The organism is Pedobacter sp. (assembly GCF_965249885.1).
Taxonomy (GTDB): Bacteria; Bacteroidota; Bacteroidia; order Sphingobacteriales; family Sphingobacteriaceae; genus Pedobacter.
Genome location: NZ_OZ252254.1, coordinates 133567 through 153886 on the forward strand (window position 1 = coordinate 133567; position 20320 = coordinate 153886).

The following is a 20320-nucleotide window of genomic DNA, read 5'->3' on the forward strand; positions in this document are numbered from 1 at the left end:
TAGTGGTTAGTGGTTAGTGGTTAGTGGTTAGTGCCAACGCATATTATTTACCGTTGTTTGGATTATTAATCTTTTCCTTGGTGAGTTCATTATTTACGGTACGCCAGATATTTAATGGATTTTCATCCTTCAGTTCATCTGGCAAATATTGATTGTTCCAATTTTGAAAACTTACTGGACGGGCAAATCGTTTGATTCCATCGGCACCCACTGCGGTAAACCGGCTATCTGTACAAGAAGGAAATGGACCACCATGTTGCATGGCCAGTGCTACCTCAACGCCAGTTGGCACGCCATTCAAAATTAGCCTACCGCACTTCTCTCGCAAAATATTCAGCAATGCAACCAGCTTAGTGAGATCATTGTCCGAAGCCATCAATGTAGTCGTCAACTGCCCTTCCAAAGCATGCGCTACCTGATGCAATTGTTCTTCATTATCACAGATGATAGCCAAAGTAAAAGGCCCAAAAACCTCCTCGTGCAACTGCTGATTTTCTAAAAAAGATCTAGCTGGCACGCTAGCTATTGTGATTTTAGCACCATCTGCCCCACTTTTACTTTCATACAGCAATTTTACATCATCCGCTCCTAAAGCCTTTAATCTATTTTCTTTGAAATTTTTAGCGATGCCTTCATGGAGCATTTGGTGAGCATCGATTTTAGCAACACCAGCCACCAGTTCTTGTAAGCATCCCTCTAAATCATCATTATTGATTCCCACTAACAAACCAGGGTTGGTACAAAACTGCCCCATGTCCTGCGTAATAGATTTGGTAAGTTGCTCAGCAATCCATTGCTTTTCTGCTGCTACTTTATCGGGTAACAAAAAAACTGGGTTTACACTTCCCATCTCTGCAAATACTGGAATTGGATTTTTCCGTTGCGCCGCAAGATCAAAAAGTGCCCGCCCACCACTATAAGAACCAGTGAAACCAACTGCTTTTACCACATCATGTTTCACCAAATATTCGCCAACGGCAAACTCTTTACCGTAAATATGCGCAAAAATTCCCGTTGGCATTTCACACTTTTTCACCGCAGCATATATCGCATCAGCTACTAAAGTGGAGGTTTTCACATGCGCTGGATGCGCTTTTACAATTACGGGGCAACCCGCAGCAAACGCACAAGCGGTATCACCGCCAGCGGTAGAATAGGCGAAAGGAAAATTACTGGCTCCAAAAACAACCACAGGTCCTAAGGGCACCAATAGCTTTCTCAAATCGGGTTTTGGCGGAGAACTCAACTGATTGCCAGTATCTATCCTGGCTTCGAGCCAATTGCCTCTTTCTGCGGCATCGGCGTAGCTTGTCAATTGAAAAATAGTGCGCCTGCGTTCGGCAATCAATCGCTGCTCAGATAAATGAGTTTCCTCGGCAGCCGTTTGAATCAGTTCATCTCCCAAAGCTTCTATTTCTTGGGCTATTGTGCGCAGAAAATGAGCTCGTTGTTTTAAGGATAAGTTTTTATATTGATAAAAAGCGGCTTGAGATTGCGTAAGCAATTCATCTATTTGTTGAACAGTGTGATCTTGGTGCATAATTATTCCTTAACATTTAAAGGTAGGAATTGTTGGCGAGTTGGTTAATGCTCGAACCAGTTAATTGCTCATTCGTCGCTTTTGTTTAACTGTAAACTGACAATTGGCAATTAAAAACTGAAAAATAATCCATTACTTTGAAGCACTAACATATTAAAAGTAAAATGACACATCTAGAGAAGTTAGCTGCCATTCGTGAATTAATGAAAAATGATGGTGTAGATGCCTATATCATTCCATCTGCAGACCCACATATTAGCGAGTACCTACCAGATTTTTATAAAAGCATTCCTTTTGTTACCGGGTTTACTGGTTCGGTAAGTACCGTGGTAATTACACAAAATTTTGCTGGCTTATGGGCTGATTCGAGATATTTCGTACAGGCCGAAGAGCAATTGAAAGGAAGTGGTTTTGAGTTAGTAAAACTAAAAGCTCAGGGCATGCCCGAGTACATTGAATGGCTTGGTGAGCAACTTCCACAAGGCAGTAAAATTGCTTTTGATGAAAAAACGGTATCCGTTTTGTTGGGCTTACAATTAGAACAACAGCTAGCATTTAAAGACATCCATTTTTCGCATTGCGATTACGTTGGTCAAATTTGGAAAGATAGACCGGCTTTACCTGCCGCCCCAGCATTTTTGCTTTCAGAAGAAGTAGTTGGGCAATCAGTAGAGAGTAAGCTTGCGGCGATCAGGAAATCTTTAGCTAAACAACGTGCTGCTTTCCATTTGGTGTCATCTCTGGATGATATGGCTTGGATTTTTAATTTGAGAGGACAAGATGTTGGCTACAACCCGGTAGTGTTGAGCTTTGCTTTAATTAGCGAAGACGCAGTCAAAATTTATATCGATAAAAATAAGCTGTCATCGGAAGATCAGCAAAAATTGCAAAACCAAGGTGTTGAACTATTACCTTACGATAGTTTAGCTTCAGCTTTGCAGGCTTTGCCGTCATCAAGCAACATTTTACTTGATCCTAAACGCAATTGCTATTTCATGTATAGACATGTGGCAAATGGCGTTAAAAAAATCCTCGAAACCAACCCATCTACTTATTTAAAAGCGATTAAAAACGAAGTAGAAATTGCAAACACTCGCAAAACTATGGCTAAAGACGGTGCGGCAATGACTAAGTTTTTTAAATGGGTAAAAGAAAATATTGGCAAAACAGAAATCACCGAACTTTCGGCAGCTGAGGTGTTGAAAAACTTCAGAGCGGAGCAGGACGGATTTGTTGGCGAAAGCTTTAACACCATTGCTGGATATAAAGCTCATGGCGCTTTGCCTCATTACGCTGCCACACCAGAAAGCGATGTCGCTATTGAAGCTGACGGCTTATTTTTAGTGGATTCGGGCGGTCAATATCAATATGGAACCACTGATATTACTAGAGTGATGCCAATGGGAAATAATACGGAGGAAGAAAGTACAGATTATACTTTAGTGCTTAAAGCGATGATCGAAGGCTGTAAAGCTCGTTTCCCGAAAGGAACTTGTGGCTATCAAATTGATGCAATTACAAGAAGTCCGATGTGGGATTACGCTTTAAACTACGGTCACGGTACAGGCCACGGCGTAGGCTATTACCTTAACGTACACGAAGGACCGCATATTTTCAATGCTTCGGCTACGCCAATACCAGTTGAGTTAGGCACCATTACCTCCATTGAACCTGGCATTTACCGCATTGGCAAACACGGCATACGTATTGAAAATTTAGTTTTAACAGTGAAGGATGAAAGCAACGAATTCAATGAGTTTTATGCATTTGAAAGCCTAACGCTAGCTCCTATTGACACTACGTTAGTGAAGAAAGAATTACTAGAAACTTCACATATCAATTGGTTAAACAACTACCATCAGCAGGTTTATGATAAGGTTAGTCCTTTACTGAACGATGATGAAAAAGCTTTCCTAAAAGAGATGACCAAAGCGATTTAATCTTTATAAAAAAGCAAATGCCGATTGGATGAATCGGCATTTGCTTTTAAATTAATAGTAATGTACTTAACCGAACAAGTCGCTACTCAAATACCTATCGCCCCTATCGCAGGTGATAAATACAATCAATCCACTTTCTAATTCGTTAGCCAATTGCAGTGCGCAATGCAAAGCACCACCGCTACTCATTCCTGCAAAAATACCTTCTTTACGAGCCAACGCTCTAGCGGCTAAGGTGGCATCTTGCTGAGATACATCCATAATTCGATCTACACGTTCCGGTTCGTAAATCTTGGGAAGATAAGCAGCCGGCCACCTTCTAATTCCTGGGATGGACGACTCTTCCGTAGGTTGGCATCCAACAATTTGAATGGCTGGATTTTTCTCCTTTAAATACCTAGAATTACCCATAATGCTCCCTGTAGTACCCATACTACTTACAAAATGTGTAATTGCTCCGTTAGTATCGTTCCAAATTTCGGGGCCAGTGGTTTTGTAGTGTGCCAAATAGTTATCTGGATTGGCAAACTGGTTTAATAGGAAATAACCGGGTTGCGTTCCCTTTTCCTCCGCATAATCTCTACAAACCTCAATAGATTCCAATAACGTAACCTTTGCACCAAATGCTTCCATAGTCAAGGTGCGTTCCCTTGTTGAACTGGCTGGCATCACCAACTCAATATCAATACCATAAATAGAAGCAATCATTGCTAGGGCTATTCCGGTGTTTCCACTGGTGGCTTCAATCAACTTAGTGTTTTTATCCACTTCGCCGCGTTCCATAGCACTTCTGATCATGTTCAAAGCTGCCCTATCTTTTACGCTACCACCTGGATTATTGCCCTCCAGCTTAGCGTAAATTTTAACGTTCGGGTTGGTGTTCAGATATCTAATTTCCGCTAGTGGCGTATTTCCTATGCAATCAATAATTGTTTTCATTTCTGCCTATTTTTATCTCTTATTCAAGATACAGCCTGCTCCAATTCTGTGAAGCAATCATATTCTTTCATCCGCATCTACGTAGCTTGTTCAGTCCTTTTTATTTTCTTTGATGGTAACCTCTGCCTGATGGTAAACCGTAGAACCCGCAGGTATACTTTTAGTTAACCAAACATTTCCACCAATAATGCTATGATCTCCGATCAAAGTATCTCCACCTAAAATTGTAGCCCCCGAATAAATAATAACGTGGTTGCCAATAGTTGGATGTCGTTTGGTATTGGATTGATTTTTATCAACACTTAAAGCACCCAAAGTAACACCTTGATAAAGTTTCACATGGTTACCGATGATGGTCGTTTCTCCAATCACCAAGCCTGTACCGTGGTCTATATACAAATATTCACCAATTTTTGCTGCCGGATGGATATCAATCCCCGTTAAAGAGTGTGCCGCCTCGGTAATGATACGAGGAATGTGAGGCACATCTAGCAAGTAAAGTTCATGCGCAAAGCGATACATCGCAATAGCAAAAAAACCGGGATAGCATCTGATGATTTCGAACTCACTTTTGGCCGCAGGGTCACCTTGCACAATCGCCAGCAAGTCGGTATTGAGCTTTCTATAAACTTCCGGCAACACCTCAAAAAACGAATCGGCAATAAGTTTCTCCCTATTGTTATGGCAATCTTTAGTAGAACGTAAAATATGCTGCAGCTCTTCCTTTAATTCGAAAAATACACCTTGAAGCACCTCCTGCGTATGGTTTGTAGAGGCGCTACGCTCTGGAAAGATCAAATTAAGCAAGGATTGCGCCCAGTTAGCAATCATTTCATTAGATGGTACCACCTGTTGTTGATATTGCCGCTGTATAATGCTATTTAAAAAATCGGTATTCAAAACGTTCAATATATAGTTAGTCTACAAAGTTAGTATTTTATTTTCCCGACAATAAGGAATAAATACATTCCAGTGTCTTTTTTGACCATTAGTTGGTTAACAAATCTTACACTATAACCTACATATCAGCACTTCAAATCCAAACACTTATGAATCCAACCGCAAAACATGAAACACAAACAACTGAAAAACAAATAATTAAAAAATTATCAGAATTTTATTTTGCAACAAAACAAAAAACATCTTACATTTGAAACATTATTTGGAGAACCAGATAAAAGTCAATACCCAATTTAGGTTATTGATTTATAAAGAAGTGGCGAGAGACAGGCTCACAGACCCACTGGCAACCCTCAAAAAGAGAAGGTGCCAATTCCTGACCAAAAAGCATGGTGCATTTTGGAGATATAAATTAATAAGATGAAACTAATTAATTCAATTTCTTTAGACAGTACATTTCCTAAGCAGGTAGACCAAAATCCTCTTTTCAATTTTGTAATTGGCAATTGCATTGGTATGCAATTGATGATTTGTATGTGCATTTGCATGTACTAAAATCAAAAATCTTCCACTTGTAAACTTCTCGCAATTAGGAAGGCCCTACCAAAGTAGGGTACGCAACATCAATTATGCCTAAAAACTAGGCCAACAGCAAATCGAAATTCGTAAATCAAAAAACCATAGATCAAATGTCAACTCAACATAAATTCGAAACATTACAAGTACACGCAGGACAAGAAATAGATCCAGCAACCGGTTCAAGGGCAGTACCAATTTACCAAACCACTTCTTACGGATTTAAAAATTCTGAGCATGGTGCTAATTTATTTGCACTAAAAGAATTTGGGAACATCTATACCCGTATCATGAACCCTACCACCGATGTGTTTGAAAAACGCATTGCAGCGTTGGAAGGTGGCGTGGCGGCTTTAGCGGTATCATCAGGCCAAGCGGCACAATTCATCGCCTTAAATAACATCTTACAGGCTGGAGATAATTTTGTATCCTCAAGTCATTTGTACGGCGGTTCTTACAACCAATTTAAGGTAGCTTTTAAGCGTTTGGGCATCACTGTTAAGTTTGCCGATGCTGACCAACCCGCTGATTTCGAAGCTAAAATAGATGAGAATACCAAAGCAATTTACGTGGAAACCATTGGCAATCCCTCTTTTTCGGTACTTGATTTTGAAAAAATTGCTGCTATTGCTAAAAAGCATGATCTTCCTCTTATCGTTGACAATACCTTCGGCGCAGCTGGATATCTATTTAAACCTTTAGAACATGGCGCAAACGTAGTGGTGCAATCAGCTACTAAATGGATTGGCGGACATGGCACTAGCATAGGTGGTGTAATTGTAGATGGCGGAAACTACAACTGGGGCAATGGCAAATTTGTACAGTTTACCGAACCTTCTGAAGGCTACCACGGATTAGTTTTCAACGATGTTTTTGGACAAAATGGTCCTTTCGGAAATATTCAATTCATTATCAGAGCCAGGGTGGAAGGATTGAGAGATTTTGGTGCATCACAATCGCCATTCAACTCGTTTCTATTACTTCAAGGCTTGGAAACCTTATCATTAAGGGTACAACGCCACGTTGAGAATGCACTAGCTTTAGCAAAATGGCTAGAACAGCATCCGGCAGTTACAAAAGTAAACTACCCAGGATTAGAAAGCAGTCCATATCACGCCAATGCGAAAAAATATTTATCAAATGGTTTCGGAGCAGTACTAAGCTTCGAATTGAAAGGCAGTAAAGAAAATGCAATCAAGTTAGTGGACAACCTGAAATTGGTAAGTCATTTGGCTAACGTTGGTGATGCAAAGACGTTAATTATTCAACCTTCAGCTACTACACATCAACAGTTATCTAGCGAGGAGCAGTTGGCCGCAGGCGTAACACCTAACTTGCTAAGAGTATCCGTTGGTATTGAACATATCGATGATATCAAAGCTGATTTCGAACAAGCTTTCTCAGCACTCAATTAACCGTTTTCAAGCAGCAACCTCACAACATTCCAACTTTAAACATGTCTAACATCTATAAATATCCAAAAATATTCAAGCTAGAAAGCGGCAAAAAGCTTCGTAATCTTGAAATTGCTTATCAAACCTATGGCACATTAAATGCCAAAAAAGATAATGTAGTTTGGGCTTGCCACGCACTCACCGCGAATGCTGATGTGTTAGATTGGTGGAAAGGCTTATTTGGCACTAATGATTTGTTTAATCCTGAACAGCATTTCATTGTTTGTGCTAATGTTTTAGGCTCTAATTATGGCACTACTAACCCATTGAGCACCAACCCTACCACCGGACAACCTTACTATTTGGCTTTTCCGGAATTCAGCATCAGAGATTTGGCAGCCATTCATCAGTTACTAGCAGAACATTTGGGTATTCAGCAAGTTAAGGCATTAATTGGCGGATCGTTAGGTGGTCAGCAGGCTTTGGAGTGGTCTATCAGCGGCAAAACTGAAATTGAAAATTTGATTTTGGTGGCAACAAATGCAGTACATTCACCTTGGGGAATTGCCTTTAATGAGAGTCAGCGTTTAGCCATTGCTACCGATAGAACATTTTTTGCGAACAAACCAGACGGTGGATTGAAAGGACTAAAAACCGCAAGAAGTATTGCCTTGCTTTCTTACAGAACTTACGAGGCTTACAATGAAACTCAACTAGAAAGCTCAAACGATAAAACGACGGATTTCAGAGCTTCATCATACCAAAACTACCAGGGAGAAAAGTTGTGCAAGCGCTTTAACGCTTATAGCTACTGGTATTTAAGCAAAGCGATGGATAGCCATAATGTAGGTAGAGGCAGGAAAAGCATAGCTGATGCACTTAAGTTAGTGAAAGCTAACACCTTGGTAATTGGAATCGAAAACGATGTGTTGTTTCCTATTACTGAACAGCAATTCTTGGCAAATCACATTAACGACGCTCAGTTTGCAAGCATTAAATGCGCCTACGGCCATGACGGGTTTTTAATAGAAACGGATAAGCTTACCAACATCATCGGGAACTTCTTGAAAGAACACGCAGCGAACAATAAAAAGGTAATTAAACTACAGCATACCGCTTAAAAGTTAAAAGTAGAAAGTTAATAGCGTAGAAAATTAAAAGTAAAAAGAGCGAAAAGTAATGGGCGTAGTGGATGAAGCAACGCATCTAATACGCTTATCACAATACCATAACAACATGAGTAAGAAACTTAAAATAGGACTATTTGGATTTGGCGTTGTTGGCCAAGGTTTACATGACATCATCAAGGCACAAAACCTAAATCTGGAAATCGTTAAAATAGCAATTAAAAACCCTGAAAAACGCAGGACTTTAGATGCACATTTATTTACCACATCTCATGATGAGATTTTGGACAACCCGGAAATTAATACCATTGTTGAGCTAATTGATGATGCAGAGGTAGCTTACCACATCGCAAAAAAAGCATTAAGTAGTGGAAAAAATGTAGTATCGGCCAACAAAAAAATGATTGCTAATCATTTGGAAGAATTGGTGCAGCTGCAGGAAAAATTTGGCACTTCTTTACTTTACGAAGGTGCAGTTTGCGGCAGTATTCCAATCATCAGAAACCTGGAAGAATACTACGACAATGAATTGCTACATGGCATCAGTGGTATTTTCAATGGCTCATCTAACTACATCCTTTCTAAAATATTTAACGAGGGCACCAGCTATCAATCAGCTCTGAAAGAAGCACAAGATTTAGGCTTTGCTGAAACTAACCCAATTTTGGATGTTGGTGGTTATGACCCTAAATTTAAGCTTACCATTGCTACGGCACATGCTTACGGGCTGTTTTTAAATCCTGATAAGATATTGAACATTGGTATTCAAAACTTAAATGATGCTGATATCCAATATGCGAAGGAGAAAAACTACAAGATTAAATTGGTACCAACGGCACGTAAAATTAGTACGCAGCAAATCATCACTTTTGTACTTCCTAAGTTTGTTAAAAACGATGATTTCCTTTACAACGTTGAAAACGAGTACAATGGTGTAACCGTACAAGCCGCTTTTGCTGATCAGCAATTCTTTTTTGGCAAAGGCGCTGGAGGCCACCCAACGGGGGCGGCAGTTTTATCTGACATTGCGGCATTGAGGTATGATTACAGGTACGAGTATAAAAAATACCATCAACAAAATGGCCTTGTGCATACCGACAAAGTTAAACTTGAAATATATCTACGTTACGCACACGAATATACCGTGGAGAAAATAGGATTAGAAAGTATTTCGGAGCGTTTTACCCGCAACGATTACAAATATGTGATTGGAGTGGTTACACTTAAAAATCTACTTGAAAACAAAGAAATACTGACTAACAAAGATGTATTTGTAGCCCATACTGGTCGCATTATTTATACTGAAGATTTAGTTAAGACAGTTGCCCAAGAAGAAATACTTGTGAATTAAATATTTTATATTGTTTTGTTTTGATAGTAAAATGCCCCGGTGGATGCCTGGGCTTTTACATTTAATTATCTTAAATAACTTGAGCAGGGTTAAGTACTTTTACAATTCTTAAAAATTTGCATTACATCTATTTATTAGCTCGCCGCCGCTGGGCTATTACTTTTTCATAATTGTTTATTTTTTTTGGTATTCATGCTTTCGCTTCCCCCAGGTTTGACAGCAAAATTAACAAAACCTGAGTTTACGGAGCTCGTCAGCTTCGCTGAAAAACTCTCGTTTGCTTAATTATTAAGCGTTACTTTGTTTTCAATTGTTTTCATGCTTGGCTTCTCAGGTTTCTTTCAAAGAAATTGCTTTGGCTTATTAACCGGAGTTCGATTATTAAATTCATTGCTAATTAGCTTTCAAAACTGATACTGATCCCGAACATTCGGGACAGTATGACGAAACGCCAATTTGCCGTCACCCTGAATTTATTTCAGGGTCAGTTCGGCAGTAAATATCGTATATTATTGTAAATCAAACAATTTATTAGTTTAATTCGATTTACTTTTGCAGCCTGAATACCGCAAGCGCTCTCTAACACCGTTAAAACAACCTAAAACTTGTTAAAAAATAAGAGGTTGAAAATTAGCTGAATGAAGATTTGAAGGTATCGCCAGCACATAGCATAATTCTCTTGTCCCCAACTCACTTAAATACTAAACTTTTAAACAAAAAAGCTTCACAAATTGTGAAGCCTCATGATATATCATTCAAATAGAAGTCTACATTAAGATATTTCCCTGTTAATGTCCCAATTCTCTAGGTAATCTGCTACTCTACGTACAAAAGAACCTCCCAAAGCGCCGTCCACAACTCTATGGTCATAAGATAACGAAAGGAACATCATGTGCCTAATGGCAATTACATCACCATGTTCGGTTTCCAACACTGCAGGTTTCTTTTTAATGGCACCAACTGCTAAAATTGCTACCTGCGGCTGATTGATAATTGGCGTACCCATTACATTACCAAAAGAACCCACGTTAGTTAAAGTAAACGTTCCATTTTGGGTTTCATCAGGTTTTAATTTAGATGCTCTGGCCCTATTAGCTAAATCATTAACTGATTTGGTAAGGCCCAATAAATTCAACTGATCTGCATTTTTAATTACAGGAACAATTAAATTACCAGAGGGCAAAGCTGCTGCCATACCGATATTGATATCTTTCTTTTTAATGATTTGTGTTCCGTTAACCGAAACATTGATCATTGGAAAATCTTTAATTGCCTTAGCTACTGCCTCTACAAAAATTGGCGTAAAAGTAATTTTTTCATTCTCACGCTGCTCAAAAGTTTTCTTCACTTTGTTACGCCAAAGCACTAAGTTGGTGACATCGGCTTCCACAAATGAAGTTACGTGAGGCGAAGTATGCTTGCTCATCACCATGTGATCAGAAATCAGCTTACGCATCCTGTCCATTTCGATAATTTCATCGCCGCCAGTAACGCTAGTAGCAACTGGTGCACTGGCAGGTTGAGCTGCTTTTTGCTCCACAGGTTTATTCACCTCCGCCCTAGCTTGCACCACAGTTTCGCTAATGCGTGAAGAAGATCCTTTTTTCTGCTGTACATAAGCCAACAAATCTTCTTTAGTCAACCTACCTTCAGCGCCGGAACCTGTAATTGCATCTAACTCCTGCACAGAAATGCCTTCCTCTTTTGCAATATTTTTAACCAAAGGCGAATAGAACCGTTCCGAAGTTTTAAAATCAGGTTGAGCTTGTATTGTTTCTTGCGGTTGATGGGTAATTTGGCTAATGCCAGGAATTTCTTCCACAGCAGGAGCTTCTTTCACTTGCTCAATACTACTTTCAGTAACAGCGGGAACTTCACTAGCTGCAGCATCAGTTTCAATGATAGCAATTACTGTACCCACTTGCACTACCTCATCCGCAGCAAAAAGTTGCTTAACCAATTTACCTTCAACTGGCGAAGGCACTTCTGAATCTACTTTATCCGTAGCAATCTCTAAAATGGTATCATCCAATTTGATTTGGTCACCTGGCTGTTTTGTCCATTTAATAATGGTCGCTTCGGCAACACTTTCCCCCATTTTAGGCAATAACAATTCGTATTGAGCCATATCTATTTTTTGGTTATGTAATTTGGATTCGCCAGCAAAAATACTAAAATCCGTTAAGAACAAGAAAGAGTTCTAAGTTCTCGGTTGGCAATATACAACATCGTGAAAAACATTTTAATTTTTCAGATCATTTTTAAGCTTTAAAAAAAGCATCATTAATGCCGCCATGGCTGATCGTTCAATATTTTGCAATCGCTGGTTTGCAAATTGGAATACTTTTGCTTTTACTTCATTTCTATTAGCTACCGCTATCCAAACAGTTCCTACAGGTTTTTCTGCAGTTCCACCACCGGGACCGGCAATACCAGTAATGGCAATGGCATAATCTGTGTTGAAATTGTTAACCGCCCCCTTAGCCATCTCGTTAGCCGTTTGCTCACTTACCGCTCCAAAAGCCAACAGTGTTTCTTCTTTCACTCCCAAAACGGCCTGCTTTAATTCGTTTGAGTAAGTGACCGCACCGCCTTGAAACACAGTTGAAGAGCCAGGGTGCTGTGTAAATAAATGTGACAGGTAGCCTCCTGTACAACTTTCCGCAACAGATAAGCTGAGGCTATTTTCCTCCATTAAATTCATTATAGCTTTTTCAAACGGCACATCCTCAGTCAATACCACATATTGCCCTACCCGCTCAACTATTTTCTGAGTATAAATTAAAATCTCCTTTTGAAGCGCTAATTCATCGAATCCTGATGCACTTAAACGCAGCCTTACTAATCCTAATTTAGGCAGGTAAGCTAACTTAATGTGATCAGGCAAGCTTTCCTCAATATCTTCTATTTGTTGCGCTAAAAATGATTCCCCTAAACCAGCAGTTAAAATAGTTTGATGAATGATAAAAGGTAGTTGAAACGCTTTTTTTATCCGAGGAATGATTTGGTCTTCCATCAAATATTTCATTTCAAACGGAACACCCGGCATTGATACAATAATTTTACCATGATGCTCAAACCACATACAAGGAGCAGTTCCATTTTTGTTCATAATTACGGTGCAACCATCAGGAACTTCAGCTTGCTTTACGTTTGACTCAATCATTGGGCGATTGAGTTTTTCGAAGAACTGCTTCACATGTGCTAACGTAACTTCGTCCAGTCGCATCGGCATGTTAAAGTATTTGGCCAAGGTATGCTTGGTGATATCGTCCTTTGTGGGACCTAAACCGCCGGTAATTAAAATCAAATCTGCTCTTTGTTGCGCCTGATCCAAAGCGTTTACAATATGCTCGGCATCATCCGAAATTGAGGTAATTTGTTTAACCTTTACACCAATCTTATTAAGCTCTACGGCCATCCAAGCAGAATTAGTATCTACAATTTGACCGATTAAAATTTCATCACCAATGGTTATAATTTCCGCGAACATATTTGAATTTAGGTTGTCAGTAGTTAGGGGCTAGGGTTCAGTTTGCAACAGCGCCCTTCCTAAATCTTTAAAAATTAAAATTTAACTTTCTCACTTGCTAATAATAAATACTAGATCGTAACACCTAATCCTTAGCATCTCGTCCCTAATCCCTAACCACTAGTTCCTAGTTCCTAATATCTAGTATAAAAACCCTTACGCTTGCTCAATTTCAAATCCTGTAACACAGAAGCTTTTACCTTGATATCAATAGAATAACTTTGGTATTGGCCAAACGGAACCCAAGTAGCACTCAAATCCCAACAGTGTAAATCTCTGTAGATAGAGAAATTAGTTTGTGAAAGATTTTTAGCAGTAAAATCGTATCCTGAAGTATATTGAATCTTCCATTTAGGTGTTAAATTGAAATCACCACTAAAGTTAAGCGTATTGGTCAACGTTCTAGTTTCGGGCCTACTCAAAGGATTGCCGTAATAAAATGTGTAGGAGAATGAAAAATTCCAAGGAATGTTAAAGTCTACAAATGCATTAGGATCACGACTTATTGCATTTAAAGCATCTATTTGCTCTTGTGTACGTGACGATGAGTTATTTTGCTTGTTGATGTTATCTAAATTCTCATTACGTTTCTTAAATGCTTCTGGATTCAAGCTATAGTCAAAAGAGAAAGTAAACGTAGTTAAACGTGGTAATTTACCATCACTCCAAACATATTTATTTGCTTCACGATAAGAAGTTCTAACGGACTGCGTTGCACCGGTTATTCCTACTACTTCATCGTAAGCCTCTACTAAATAAGGACTAAAAGTACCACTAAAGTTAACCCCTAGCTTCTCGGTAAACTGCGAGCGACCACTGAAGTTAATTGGTTCTAATTTTCTTTGTTGAGCCATAAAATTGTACGAGCTTGAAAAAGTCAAGCCCTGTAAAATGGCAAGCTTTCTCTCTCCAGTTCCCGTGGTATCTTTTTTATTCCTTACTTTTAACTCAACGTTATTATCCACAGAGAAATTTATACTTGCCTGCTTACCAGCTGGAGGCCCGCCGTTAGGGAAGATAGAATACTTTAATGGATTGCCTAAATTATCCAAAACATACTCACCAGGAATTGGCTGGCTTTTTCCAGGCCTTAAATCATTAGTATAATATTGCTGAAGTTTATAATATCCATACTTTTCTGCTGAGAAATCAGGCCTGTAAGTAAAGCCCACGTTTGGTGTCATTACGTGGCGCATGGCTCTAATAGCTCCATCACCTTTAAATTGTTTGATGCCGTAAATTTTAGTAGACACGCTAGTACCTAAGCTGTATTGACCACCGCGTTTAAAGCCATTTACGGTATCTGTTAAAACTTGAGTTCCTGTCTCTGTAAGTATATATCTATTTCTGAGAGTTTTAAAATCCCATTTCTCGCTATAGCTTAAACTCGAAGAGAAATTAAAATACTTAGCCACGGTGAAAGGTAAGCTGATAGGTATGTTATGATTAACGCTATTGGTAAATCTGTTAAAACCTCCTTTAGTAAATAAAAGATCTTCGGTAGTATTAACGGTATTAGTGGCGTTCATGCTGTAACCCAAGGTCAATTTTTGATACCACTTAGGCTCGCCAACCCTTTTTTTCGAATCAAATGGACTTATGGTTGACATGTTTAAACTTACATCAGGCAAGGTTAAACTAATGGTTCTATTTTGCGTTTCCTGAGAGTGCCTTAAAGCTGAAGCAAAATTAAACAAACCGTCACCAAAAACTTTACCATAAGAAATACTCGAATTCAATGAGTTCTGTAGGAAACGGGTAGGATCGTAACTTCCATTAGCTGCAGTAATTTGATTGTGCGCACTTGAACCAGCATTTACGGAAGCACCAAAAGTTGTTCCCGGACGAGCATTTGCTCCCTGACTATGACTCCAAGCAATCATAAACGTTTTTCTTGGCTCGTATTCAGGCGTGCCCTCCAAACCATTACGTGTGCTGGAATAAGTTAAATTAATGTTACCGTTATACTTGTAGCGCTTGGTATAATTGGATACCAAGTTAAAATCGTAAGATCCGTTGGTGTAAATATTCGTTAACAATCTGGCGTCCATGTAGTCATTAAAAGCCATGTAATAACCACCGCCTAAAAGTGAAAAACCTTTCGTTGCATCTTCTCCTGGGGTTGGCAAAATAAAGCCCGATGCTTTTTTGTTAGGCTTAGGAAAAAACAAGAATGGCAAGCCTAATGGCATTGGTATATCCTCAAACTTCATATATACAGGACCAGCAATAATGTAATTTTCAGTAGCAATACCCTTAGTAATGTGTATGCCAAAATGCGGATGAGGCAAATTACAAGTACTATACGTAGTGCCTTTTACGTGAAATTCATTATCAGGCTGCATCTTGGTTTTACCTCCAGAAAAGAAACCTCCCTCCTGCTCTGTATAGACGCCGTTTACAATTCCGCTGCCTTTCTCGATATTATAGCTCAACGAGTCGGCCATTGAACTCCCTTGATCCGCTGTTTTGAAAATTGGCCTGCCGAAATATTTGCCTTTTTCGTTGGTAGCGCCCCTAGCAAAAATGACTTTATTTTTGTTATCAAATTCAATGTATTCGGCATCAAGTTCTAAACCTTCATACTTAACTCTAGCCCCACCATATAAATACTGTACTTCATTCTTTCTGTCTACCACAACAGAATCCTTGGCATAATACTCTAGCTTAGAATTAAGACTGCTTTTTGTCATCGCCTTCTTCGTCGTATCTCGTTTTACAGTATCCTGCTGCTGAGGTGTGGTTTGAAAAAAACTTTCATTTGCAGACGCAAACACTTTATTCTCAGCCGACAAGGCTAAACAAAGCAAAAAAACGGAAAAAATGAGTTTGTTTAAAAGTTTCAAATTTGTGCGTGAATGTTTATTTTGCAATAATGTTTACCACAAAACGTTCAAAATTAATGAAAAATATACCATTGAGCAGAGCAAAACACATATTGACTTTAGTAATTTTTGTATTTTCGATATTAATATCTGTAAATCAATCACTTGCACAACAATATAAAATAAAAACAATTGTAATTGATGCAGGTCATGGAGGTAAAGATGGAAGTACCAGAGGCGCCTATTCTACCGAAAAAGATGTGGCTTTACGTACGGCATTGCGCTTGGGCAAGGCTATAACCGAGGCTATGCCAGATGTAAAAGTTGTTTATACCAGAACCGAAGATGTTTTTATTCCCCTATACGAAAGGATTGGACTGGCTAACAAAGAAAAGGCAGACCTTTTTATTTCTATACATTGTAACGATATGCCAGTATATAGTCAGCGTTATATTAGCGGTTACAAAAAAGGAAAAAAAGGAAAAAAAACACCAATTTACAGTATCCGACATGTGAAGAGCACTTCTACTCGCGGTACCGAAACGTTTGTATCTGGTAGTGGCCGTATTGATGAGCAAGATGATGCAATTAAACGAGAAAACGCAGCTATATTTTTAGAGGACAATTATAAAGAAAACTACGAAGGTTTCGACGCAAGCGACCCCGAAAGTGCCATTATACTATCGTTGATGAAAAACACCTTCAGAAGCCAAAGTTTGAAGTTTGCTAAGTTAATTCAAGACCAATATGTAGGCGTGGGACGAATCAACAGAGGTGTTCAAGAGAAAAGCTTAGCCGTACTAGCTAGAGCCGGGATGCCTGCGGTGCTTACCGAAATTGGCTTCATTTCTAATCCTGCAGAAGAAGACTACATGAACTCGGAAGCTGGACAAACTGAAATTGCCAACTGTTTATTAAAAGCCATACAAGCATATAAATTGAGCGTTGAAATTTAATATTTGTACTTTTGTACAAAAATCAGTTAAATGCAACTAAAAAATATATTCAGTTACTTTCTATTTTTATCATTCATTGTAAGTTATAACAGCCTAAGTGCTCAAGGTTATAAAATAAAAACCATTGTAATTGATGCAGGGCATGGAGGCGTTAAACCTGGTGCTAAAGGCAATTTTTCGTGGGAAAAAGATGTAGCTTTAAAAGTAGCTCTAAAATTAGGCGCAAAACTACAGCAGGAACTTCCCGATATTAAGATAATCCAAACGCGTAAAACTGACGTAGATGTAGATTGGTACAAAAGAGCTGAAATTGCTAATGATGCCAAGGCGGATTTATTCATTTCAATACACTGTAACTCGATGCCCCCAGGCAATAGCCATGTACGGGGTACCGAAACCTTTGTTGGTGCTTACAGACGTATCAATGAGATGGATGCAGGACTAAAAGAAAACGAAGAAATCATCAAGGATAAAAATTATAAAAAGAAAGGCAGCTACGACCCAACGGATCCGGAAGAAATGATTTTGCTTTCCCTTTACAAATCTTTATATCGATCAAAAAGCTTGGCGCTTGCCAGCTACATACAAAAAAATTACACTGAAGTAAACAAAAGAGTAAACAGAGGTGTTAAAGAGCAAGGATTATTGATATTGCAGCGTGCCGCTATGCCTTCGGTGTTAACCGAAATTGGATTTATCTCTAATGCGCAGGAAGAAAAATATATCAATTCTGATGAAGGACAGGAAGAAATAGTTACAGCCATAGTGAACGCTGTGAAACAATATAAAAAGGAAGTTGAAAATTAAAATAAACCATAAATTGAAGTTTTTTGCCGAAATTAGCTTGAAGACTTCAACACCACTAAAACAATCGCTACTACACAAATGAAAATAAAAAACGAAACTAAAGTAGGTATACTAGCAGCCTTTGCTATTGCATTGCTTATCATTGGATATAACTTCTTAAAAGGTAATAGCATTTTCTCAAACGAAACCATACTTTATGCAAAGTATACACAAGTTGATGGCTTAACAGTTTCTAAACCAGTTCTGATCAACGGATATCAAATTGGTAGAGTTGCGGCATTAGACCTTCAGCCTGACGCCACCATTCAAGCGACTTTGAAAATTAATGGAAAGTATGAAATTCCAAAAAATACCATCGCTCGCCTAGAAGGAACCGATCTTTTGGGAAGCAAGGCTATCGTATTGACCTTGGGAAATGATAAGAATATTGCAGAGGACGGTGATTTTTTACAAACTAACGTAGAAAAAGGTTTGATGGAAACGTTTCAGCCGGTGCAAAAGAAAGCGGAGTTGATCATTACAAAAATGGATTCCATTTTAACCAGTGTGAATACCATATTGAATCCGAATTTACAAAAAAATATCGATCGTAGTTTTACCAGTATAGCTGGAACTTTAACCTCATTAGAAGCGACTTCTAAGAAAGTTGACGCATTGGTAGGTTCAGAAAGCTCAAAATTATCTGCTATTTTATCAAACGTGGAAGCTATTACAGCTAACTTCAAAAACAATGGTGCTAAAATTGATGCAGTAATGCGCAACCTAAATACGGTAACAGACAAAGTTGCTGCCATAAATTTCGAACAAACTGTAAATAATGCCAATAAAGCTGTAGCCGACTTACAAGGCATGGTTAACGATTTAAAAAATGGAAAAGGTACATTGGGTGCCTTGCTGAATGACAGGCAGATGTATGACAACCTGAATAGTGCTTCGAAAAACTTAGATGCGCTAATGATCGACTTAAAGGCCAATCCAAAACGCTATGTTCATTTCTCTGTGTTCGGCGGCGGAAATAAGAAAGATAAGTAAAGCTTATTTAAAACAATAATTTTTCAAAGGGCAGAATGTAGCATACATTCTGCCCTTTTTTAATACGCAAAAAAAAGCATCTACCAGGGGTAGATGCTTTACAATGTATGACGGATAATATCTTAACTTATCTTAACATTTACGGCATTTAAGCCTTTTTTACCTTGCTCTACATCATAACTTACGTAATCATTCTCGCGAATTTCATCGATTAAGCCTGATATATGCACAAAAATTTCATTGTCGCCATTAGCTGGTGTAATAAATCCGAAACCTTTGGTCTCATTGAAAAATTTTACTGTTCCTTTTTGCATTATATCTTTTTTAAATAAAATCAAATATAGATATAATTTATTGAAAATCAATTTATTTCAAATAATAAATAAATATATACTATAAATAAAAAGCAAGAAACGTTGAAATCCAACAATTATAGCATGTCTCTGAAAGTGATATTAATGAACAATAAGGCAATCGATAAGCCGCTATTATATCTCAAACGTTTTTCCTTCAGTAGCTAGTTGAGTATTATCGAAGCCTAATTTAGCTTCTTCTAATAGGGCATCTAAAGTTTTATAGCGTGAAGAAAAGTGGCCTATTAGCAGACGTTTGGCACCAACTTTATTAGCTACTTCCGCAGCCTGTTGTGCAGTGGTATGATGAGTTTCTAAAGCACGTTCCAACATCTCATGTAAAAATGTAGCCTCATGATATAAAGTGTCTGCACCTTCAATCTGGCTAAAATAGCGCTCATCATACTTCGTGTCAGAGCAGTAGCAATAAGCTTTGGGAATAGCCGAGTCTGTCGTGTAATCTAAATAATTAATTCGCCTCCCATCTGGCAAATCGATATCTAAACTTCGTTTAAGCATTGGATAGTAATTGATAGGCACTTGATCCTTCTCCAACTTTTCAACTATCAACTTCCTCAATCGTTTTTTCTCTGTGAACTTAAAACCCGTACACGGAATGCGATGGTTCAAAATAATGGTTTCCACTACTACATCATTATTTTTGAAAATAACTTCTGGGTGTTTCGTGTGTAGTGGAGTAAAATTTATGGGATATCTTAGTTGTGTATCCGTGTATTTAAATTGTAGATCTAAGATTTCTTTTAATTCCGGAGGCCCAAATAAGTATAATGGCTTTATGCGTCCATTTAAATGCAAACTAGATAATAATCCAATTAAGCCAAAAAAATGATCTCCATGCAAGTGACTGATGAAGATATAATCAATTTTAGCTGCCTTAAAACCGAATTTTATCAGCTGCTGTTGCGTACCCTCACCGCAGTCAATTAAATAAAACCGCTCATTACAGTTTAGCAATTGCGCTGTAGGGTTTCTATTATAAACCGGTGTAGCAGATGCGCTACCTAAGATCGTGACTTCAAATTTCATC

15 protein-coding genes and 1 riboswitch are annotated in these 20320 nt (G+C 38.5%); of the genes, 7 read left to right on the forward strand and 8 right to left on the reverse strand.

Annotated elements, in window-relative coordinates:
• Positions 1-43: 43 nt before the first annotated feature.
• Complete coding sequence (locus tag ACY2A0_RS00455; protein WP_461787672.1) at positions 44-1540, reverse strand: aldehyde dehydrogenase (NADP(+)); 1497 nt, start codon at positions 1538-1540, stop codon at positions 44-46.
• Between the two features lie 164 nt (positions 1541-1704).
• On the opposite strand from ACY2A0_RS00455, the gene ACY2A0_RS00460 reads away from it, so the two are divergent.
• A complete protein-coding gene (locus tag ACY2A0_RS00460) occupies positions 1705-3480 on the forward strand; it encodes an aminopeptidase P family protein (protein WP_461787673.1) in 1776 nt (591 codons plus the stop codon).
• A 66-nt stretch (positions 3481-3546) separates the two neighbouring features.
• Here the strand turns inward: ACY2A0_RS00460 and cysM are convergent, their stop codons facing one another.
• Together cysM and epsC are read right to left on the reverse strand one after the other, a co-directional pair.
• Complete coding sequence (cysM, locus tag ACY2A0_RS00465) at positions 3547-4419, reverse strand: cysteine synthase CysM (RefSeq protein ID WP_461787674.1); 873 nt, start codon at positions 4417-4419, stop codon at positions 3547-3549.
• Between the two features lie 90 nt (positions 4420-4509).
• Positions 4510-5319, reverse strand: a complete 810-nt coding sequence (gene epsC / locus ACY2A0_RS00470; RefSeq protein WP_461787675.1) for a serine O-acetyltransferase EpsC — start codon at positions 5317-5319, stop codon at positions 4510-4512.
• Between the two features lie 303 nt (positions 5320-5622).
• Positions 5623-5733: riboswitch (SAM riboswitch) on the forward strand.
• A 275-nt stretch (positions 5734-6008) separates the two neighbouring features.
• On the opposite strand from epsC, the gene ACY2A0_RS00475 reads away from it, so the two are divergent.
• From ACY2A0_RS00475 to ACY2A0_RS00485, 3 genes are all read left to right on the forward strand, one after another.
• Positions 6009-7310, forward strand: coding sequence for an O-acetylhomoserine aminocarboxypropyltransferase/cysteine synthase family protein (locus tag ACY2A0_RS00475; RefSeq protein WP_461787677.1), 1302 nt, complete (start codon positions 6009-6011; stop codon positions 7308-7310).
• Between the two features lie 41 nt (positions 7311-7351).
• Positions 7352-8410, forward strand: coding sequence for a homoserine O-acetyltransferase family protein (locus ACY2A0_RS00480; RefSeq protein WP_461787678.1), 1059 nt, complete (start codon positions 7352-7354; stop codon positions 8408-8410).
• Positions 8411-8525: 115 nt separating this feature from the next.
• Positions 8526-9767, forward strand: a complete 1242-nt coding sequence (locus ACY2A0_RS00485) for a homoserine dehydrogenase (RefSeq protein WP_461787679.1) — start codon at positions 8526-8528, stop codon at positions 9765-9767.
• 772 nt (positions 9768-10539) lie between these two features.
• Here the strand turns inward: ACY2A0_RS00485 and ACY2A0_RS00490 are convergent.
• The 3 genes from ACY2A0_RS00490 to ACY2A0_RS00500 form a co-directional block, all read right to left on the reverse strand.
• Positions 10540-11895 carry a dihydrolipoamide acetyltransferase family protein gene (locus ACY2A0_RS00490; RefSeq protein WP_461787680.1) on the reverse strand — a complete coding sequence of 452 codons (1356 nt, stop codon included), beginning with the start codon at positions 11893-11895 and terminating at the stop codon, positions 10540-10542.
• 114 nt (positions 11896-12009) lie between these two features.
• On the reverse strand, positions 12010-13260 hold the full coding sequence (locus tag ACY2A0_RS00495; RefSeq protein ID WP_461787681.1) for a competence/damage-inducible protein A: 1251 nt from the start codon (positions 13258-13260) through the stop codon (positions 12010-12012).
• A gap of 173 nt (positions 13261-13433) precedes the next feature.
• Positions 13434-16094, reverse strand: a complete 2661-nt coding sequence (locus tag ACY2A0_RS00500) for a putative LPS assembly protein LptD (protein ID WP_461787682.1) — start codon at positions 16092-16094, stop codon at positions 13434-13436.
• A 107-nt stretch (positions 16095-16201) separates the two neighbouring features.
• On the opposite strand from ACY2A0_RS00500, the gene ACY2A0_RS00505 reads away from it, so the two are divergent.
• The 3 genes from ACY2A0_RS00505 to ACY2A0_RS00515 all read left to right on the forward strand — a co-directional run bounded on the left by ACY2A0_RS00505 (position 16202) and on the right by ACY2A0_RS00515 (position 18919).
• Positions 16202-17080 carry an N-acetylmuramoyl-L-alanine amidase family protein gene (locus tag ACY2A0_RS00505; RefSeq protein WP_461787683.1) on the forward strand — a complete coding sequence of 293 codons (879 nt, stop codon included), beginning with the start codon at positions 16202-16204 and terminating at the stop codon, positions 17078-17080.
• A 30-nt stretch (positions 17081-17110) separates the two neighbouring features.
• Positions 17111-17887, forward strand: a complete 777-nt coding sequence (locus tag ACY2A0_RS00510) for an N-acetylmuramoyl-L-alanine amidase family protein (RefSeq protein ID WP_461787684.1) — start codon at positions 17111-17113, stop codon at positions 17885-17887.
• Between the two features lie 78 nt (positions 17888-17965).
• Positions 17966-18919: an MlaD family protein gene (locus ACY2A0_RS00515; RefSeq protein WP_461787685.1), complete on the forward strand. Its 954-nt coding sequence runs from the start codon at positions 17966-17968 to the stop codon at positions 18917-18919.
• 122 nt (positions 18920-19041) lie between these two features.
• On the opposite strand, the gene ACY2A0_RS00520 is transcribed toward ACY2A0_RS00515, so the two are convergent.
• Together ACY2A0_RS00520 and ACY2A0_RS00525 are read right to left on the reverse strand one after the other, a co-directional pair.
• Positions 19042-19233, reverse strand: coding sequence for a cold-shock protein (locus tag ACY2A0_RS00520; protein WP_461787686.1), 192 nt, complete (start codon positions 19231-19233; stop codon positions 19042-19044).
• Positions 19234-19407: 174 nt separating this feature from the next.
• Positions 19408-20319, reverse strand: coding sequence for a ribonuclease Z (locus ACY2A0_RS00525; protein WP_461787687.1), 912 nt, complete (start codon positions 20317-20319; stop codon positions 19408-19410).
• Position 20320: the final 1 nt, after the last annotated feature.

Bases quoted from the DNA above. Each gene is read 5' to 3' on its own strand.
- ACY2A0_RS00455 (WP_461787672.1), bottom strand. From the start codon at position 1,540: ATGCACCAAGATCACACTGTTCAACAAATAGATGAATTGCTTACGCAA.
- ACY2A0_RS00460 (WP_461787673.1), top strand. From the start codon at position 1,705: ATGACACATCTAGAGAAGTTAGCTGCCATTCGTGAATTAATGAAAAAT.
- cysM (WP_461787674.1), bottom strand. From the start codon at position 4,419: ATGAAAACAATTATTGATTGCATAGGAAATACGCCACTAGCGGAAATT.
- ACY2A0_RS00475 (WP_461787677.1), top strand. From the start codon at position 6,009: ATGTCAACTCAACATAAATTCGAAACATTACAAGTACACGCAGGACAA.
- ACY2A0_RS00480 (WP_461787678.1), top strand. From the start codon at position 7,352: ATGTCTAACATCTATAAATATCCAAAAATATTCAAGCTAGAAAGCGGC.
- ACY2A0_RS00485 (WP_461787679.1), top strand. From the start codon at position 8,526: ATGAGTAAGAAACTTAAAATAGGACTATTTGGATTTGGCGTTGTTGGC.
- ACY2A0_RS00490 (WP_461787680.1), bottom strand. From the start codon at position 11,895: ATGGCTCAATACGAATTGTTATTGCCTAAAATGGGGGAAAGTGTTGCC.
- ACY2A0_RS00495 (WP_461787681.1), bottom strand. From the start codon at position 13,260: ATGTTCGCGGAAATTATAACCATTGGTGATGAAATTTTAATCGGTCAA.
- ACY2A0_RS00505 (WP_461787683.1), top strand. From the start codon at position 16,202: ATGAAAAATATACCATTGAGCAGAGCAAAACACATATTGACTTTAGTA.
- ACY2A0_RS00510 (WP_461787684.1), top strand. From the start codon at position 17,111: ATGCAACTAAAAAATATATTCAGTTACTTTCTATTTTTATCATTCATT.
- ACY2A0_RS00515 (WP_461787685.1), top strand. From the start codon at position 17,966: ATGAAAATAAAAAACGAAACTAAAGTAGGTATACTAGCAGCCTTTGCT.
- ACY2A0_RS00520 (WP_461787686.1), bottom strand. From the start codon at position 19,233: ATGCAAAAAGGAACAGTAAAATTTTTCAATGAGACCAAAGGTTTCGGA.
- ACY2A0_RS00525 (WP_461787687.1), bottom strand. From the start codon at position 20,319: ATGAAATTTGAAGTCACGATCTTAGGTAGCGCATCTGCTACACCGGTT.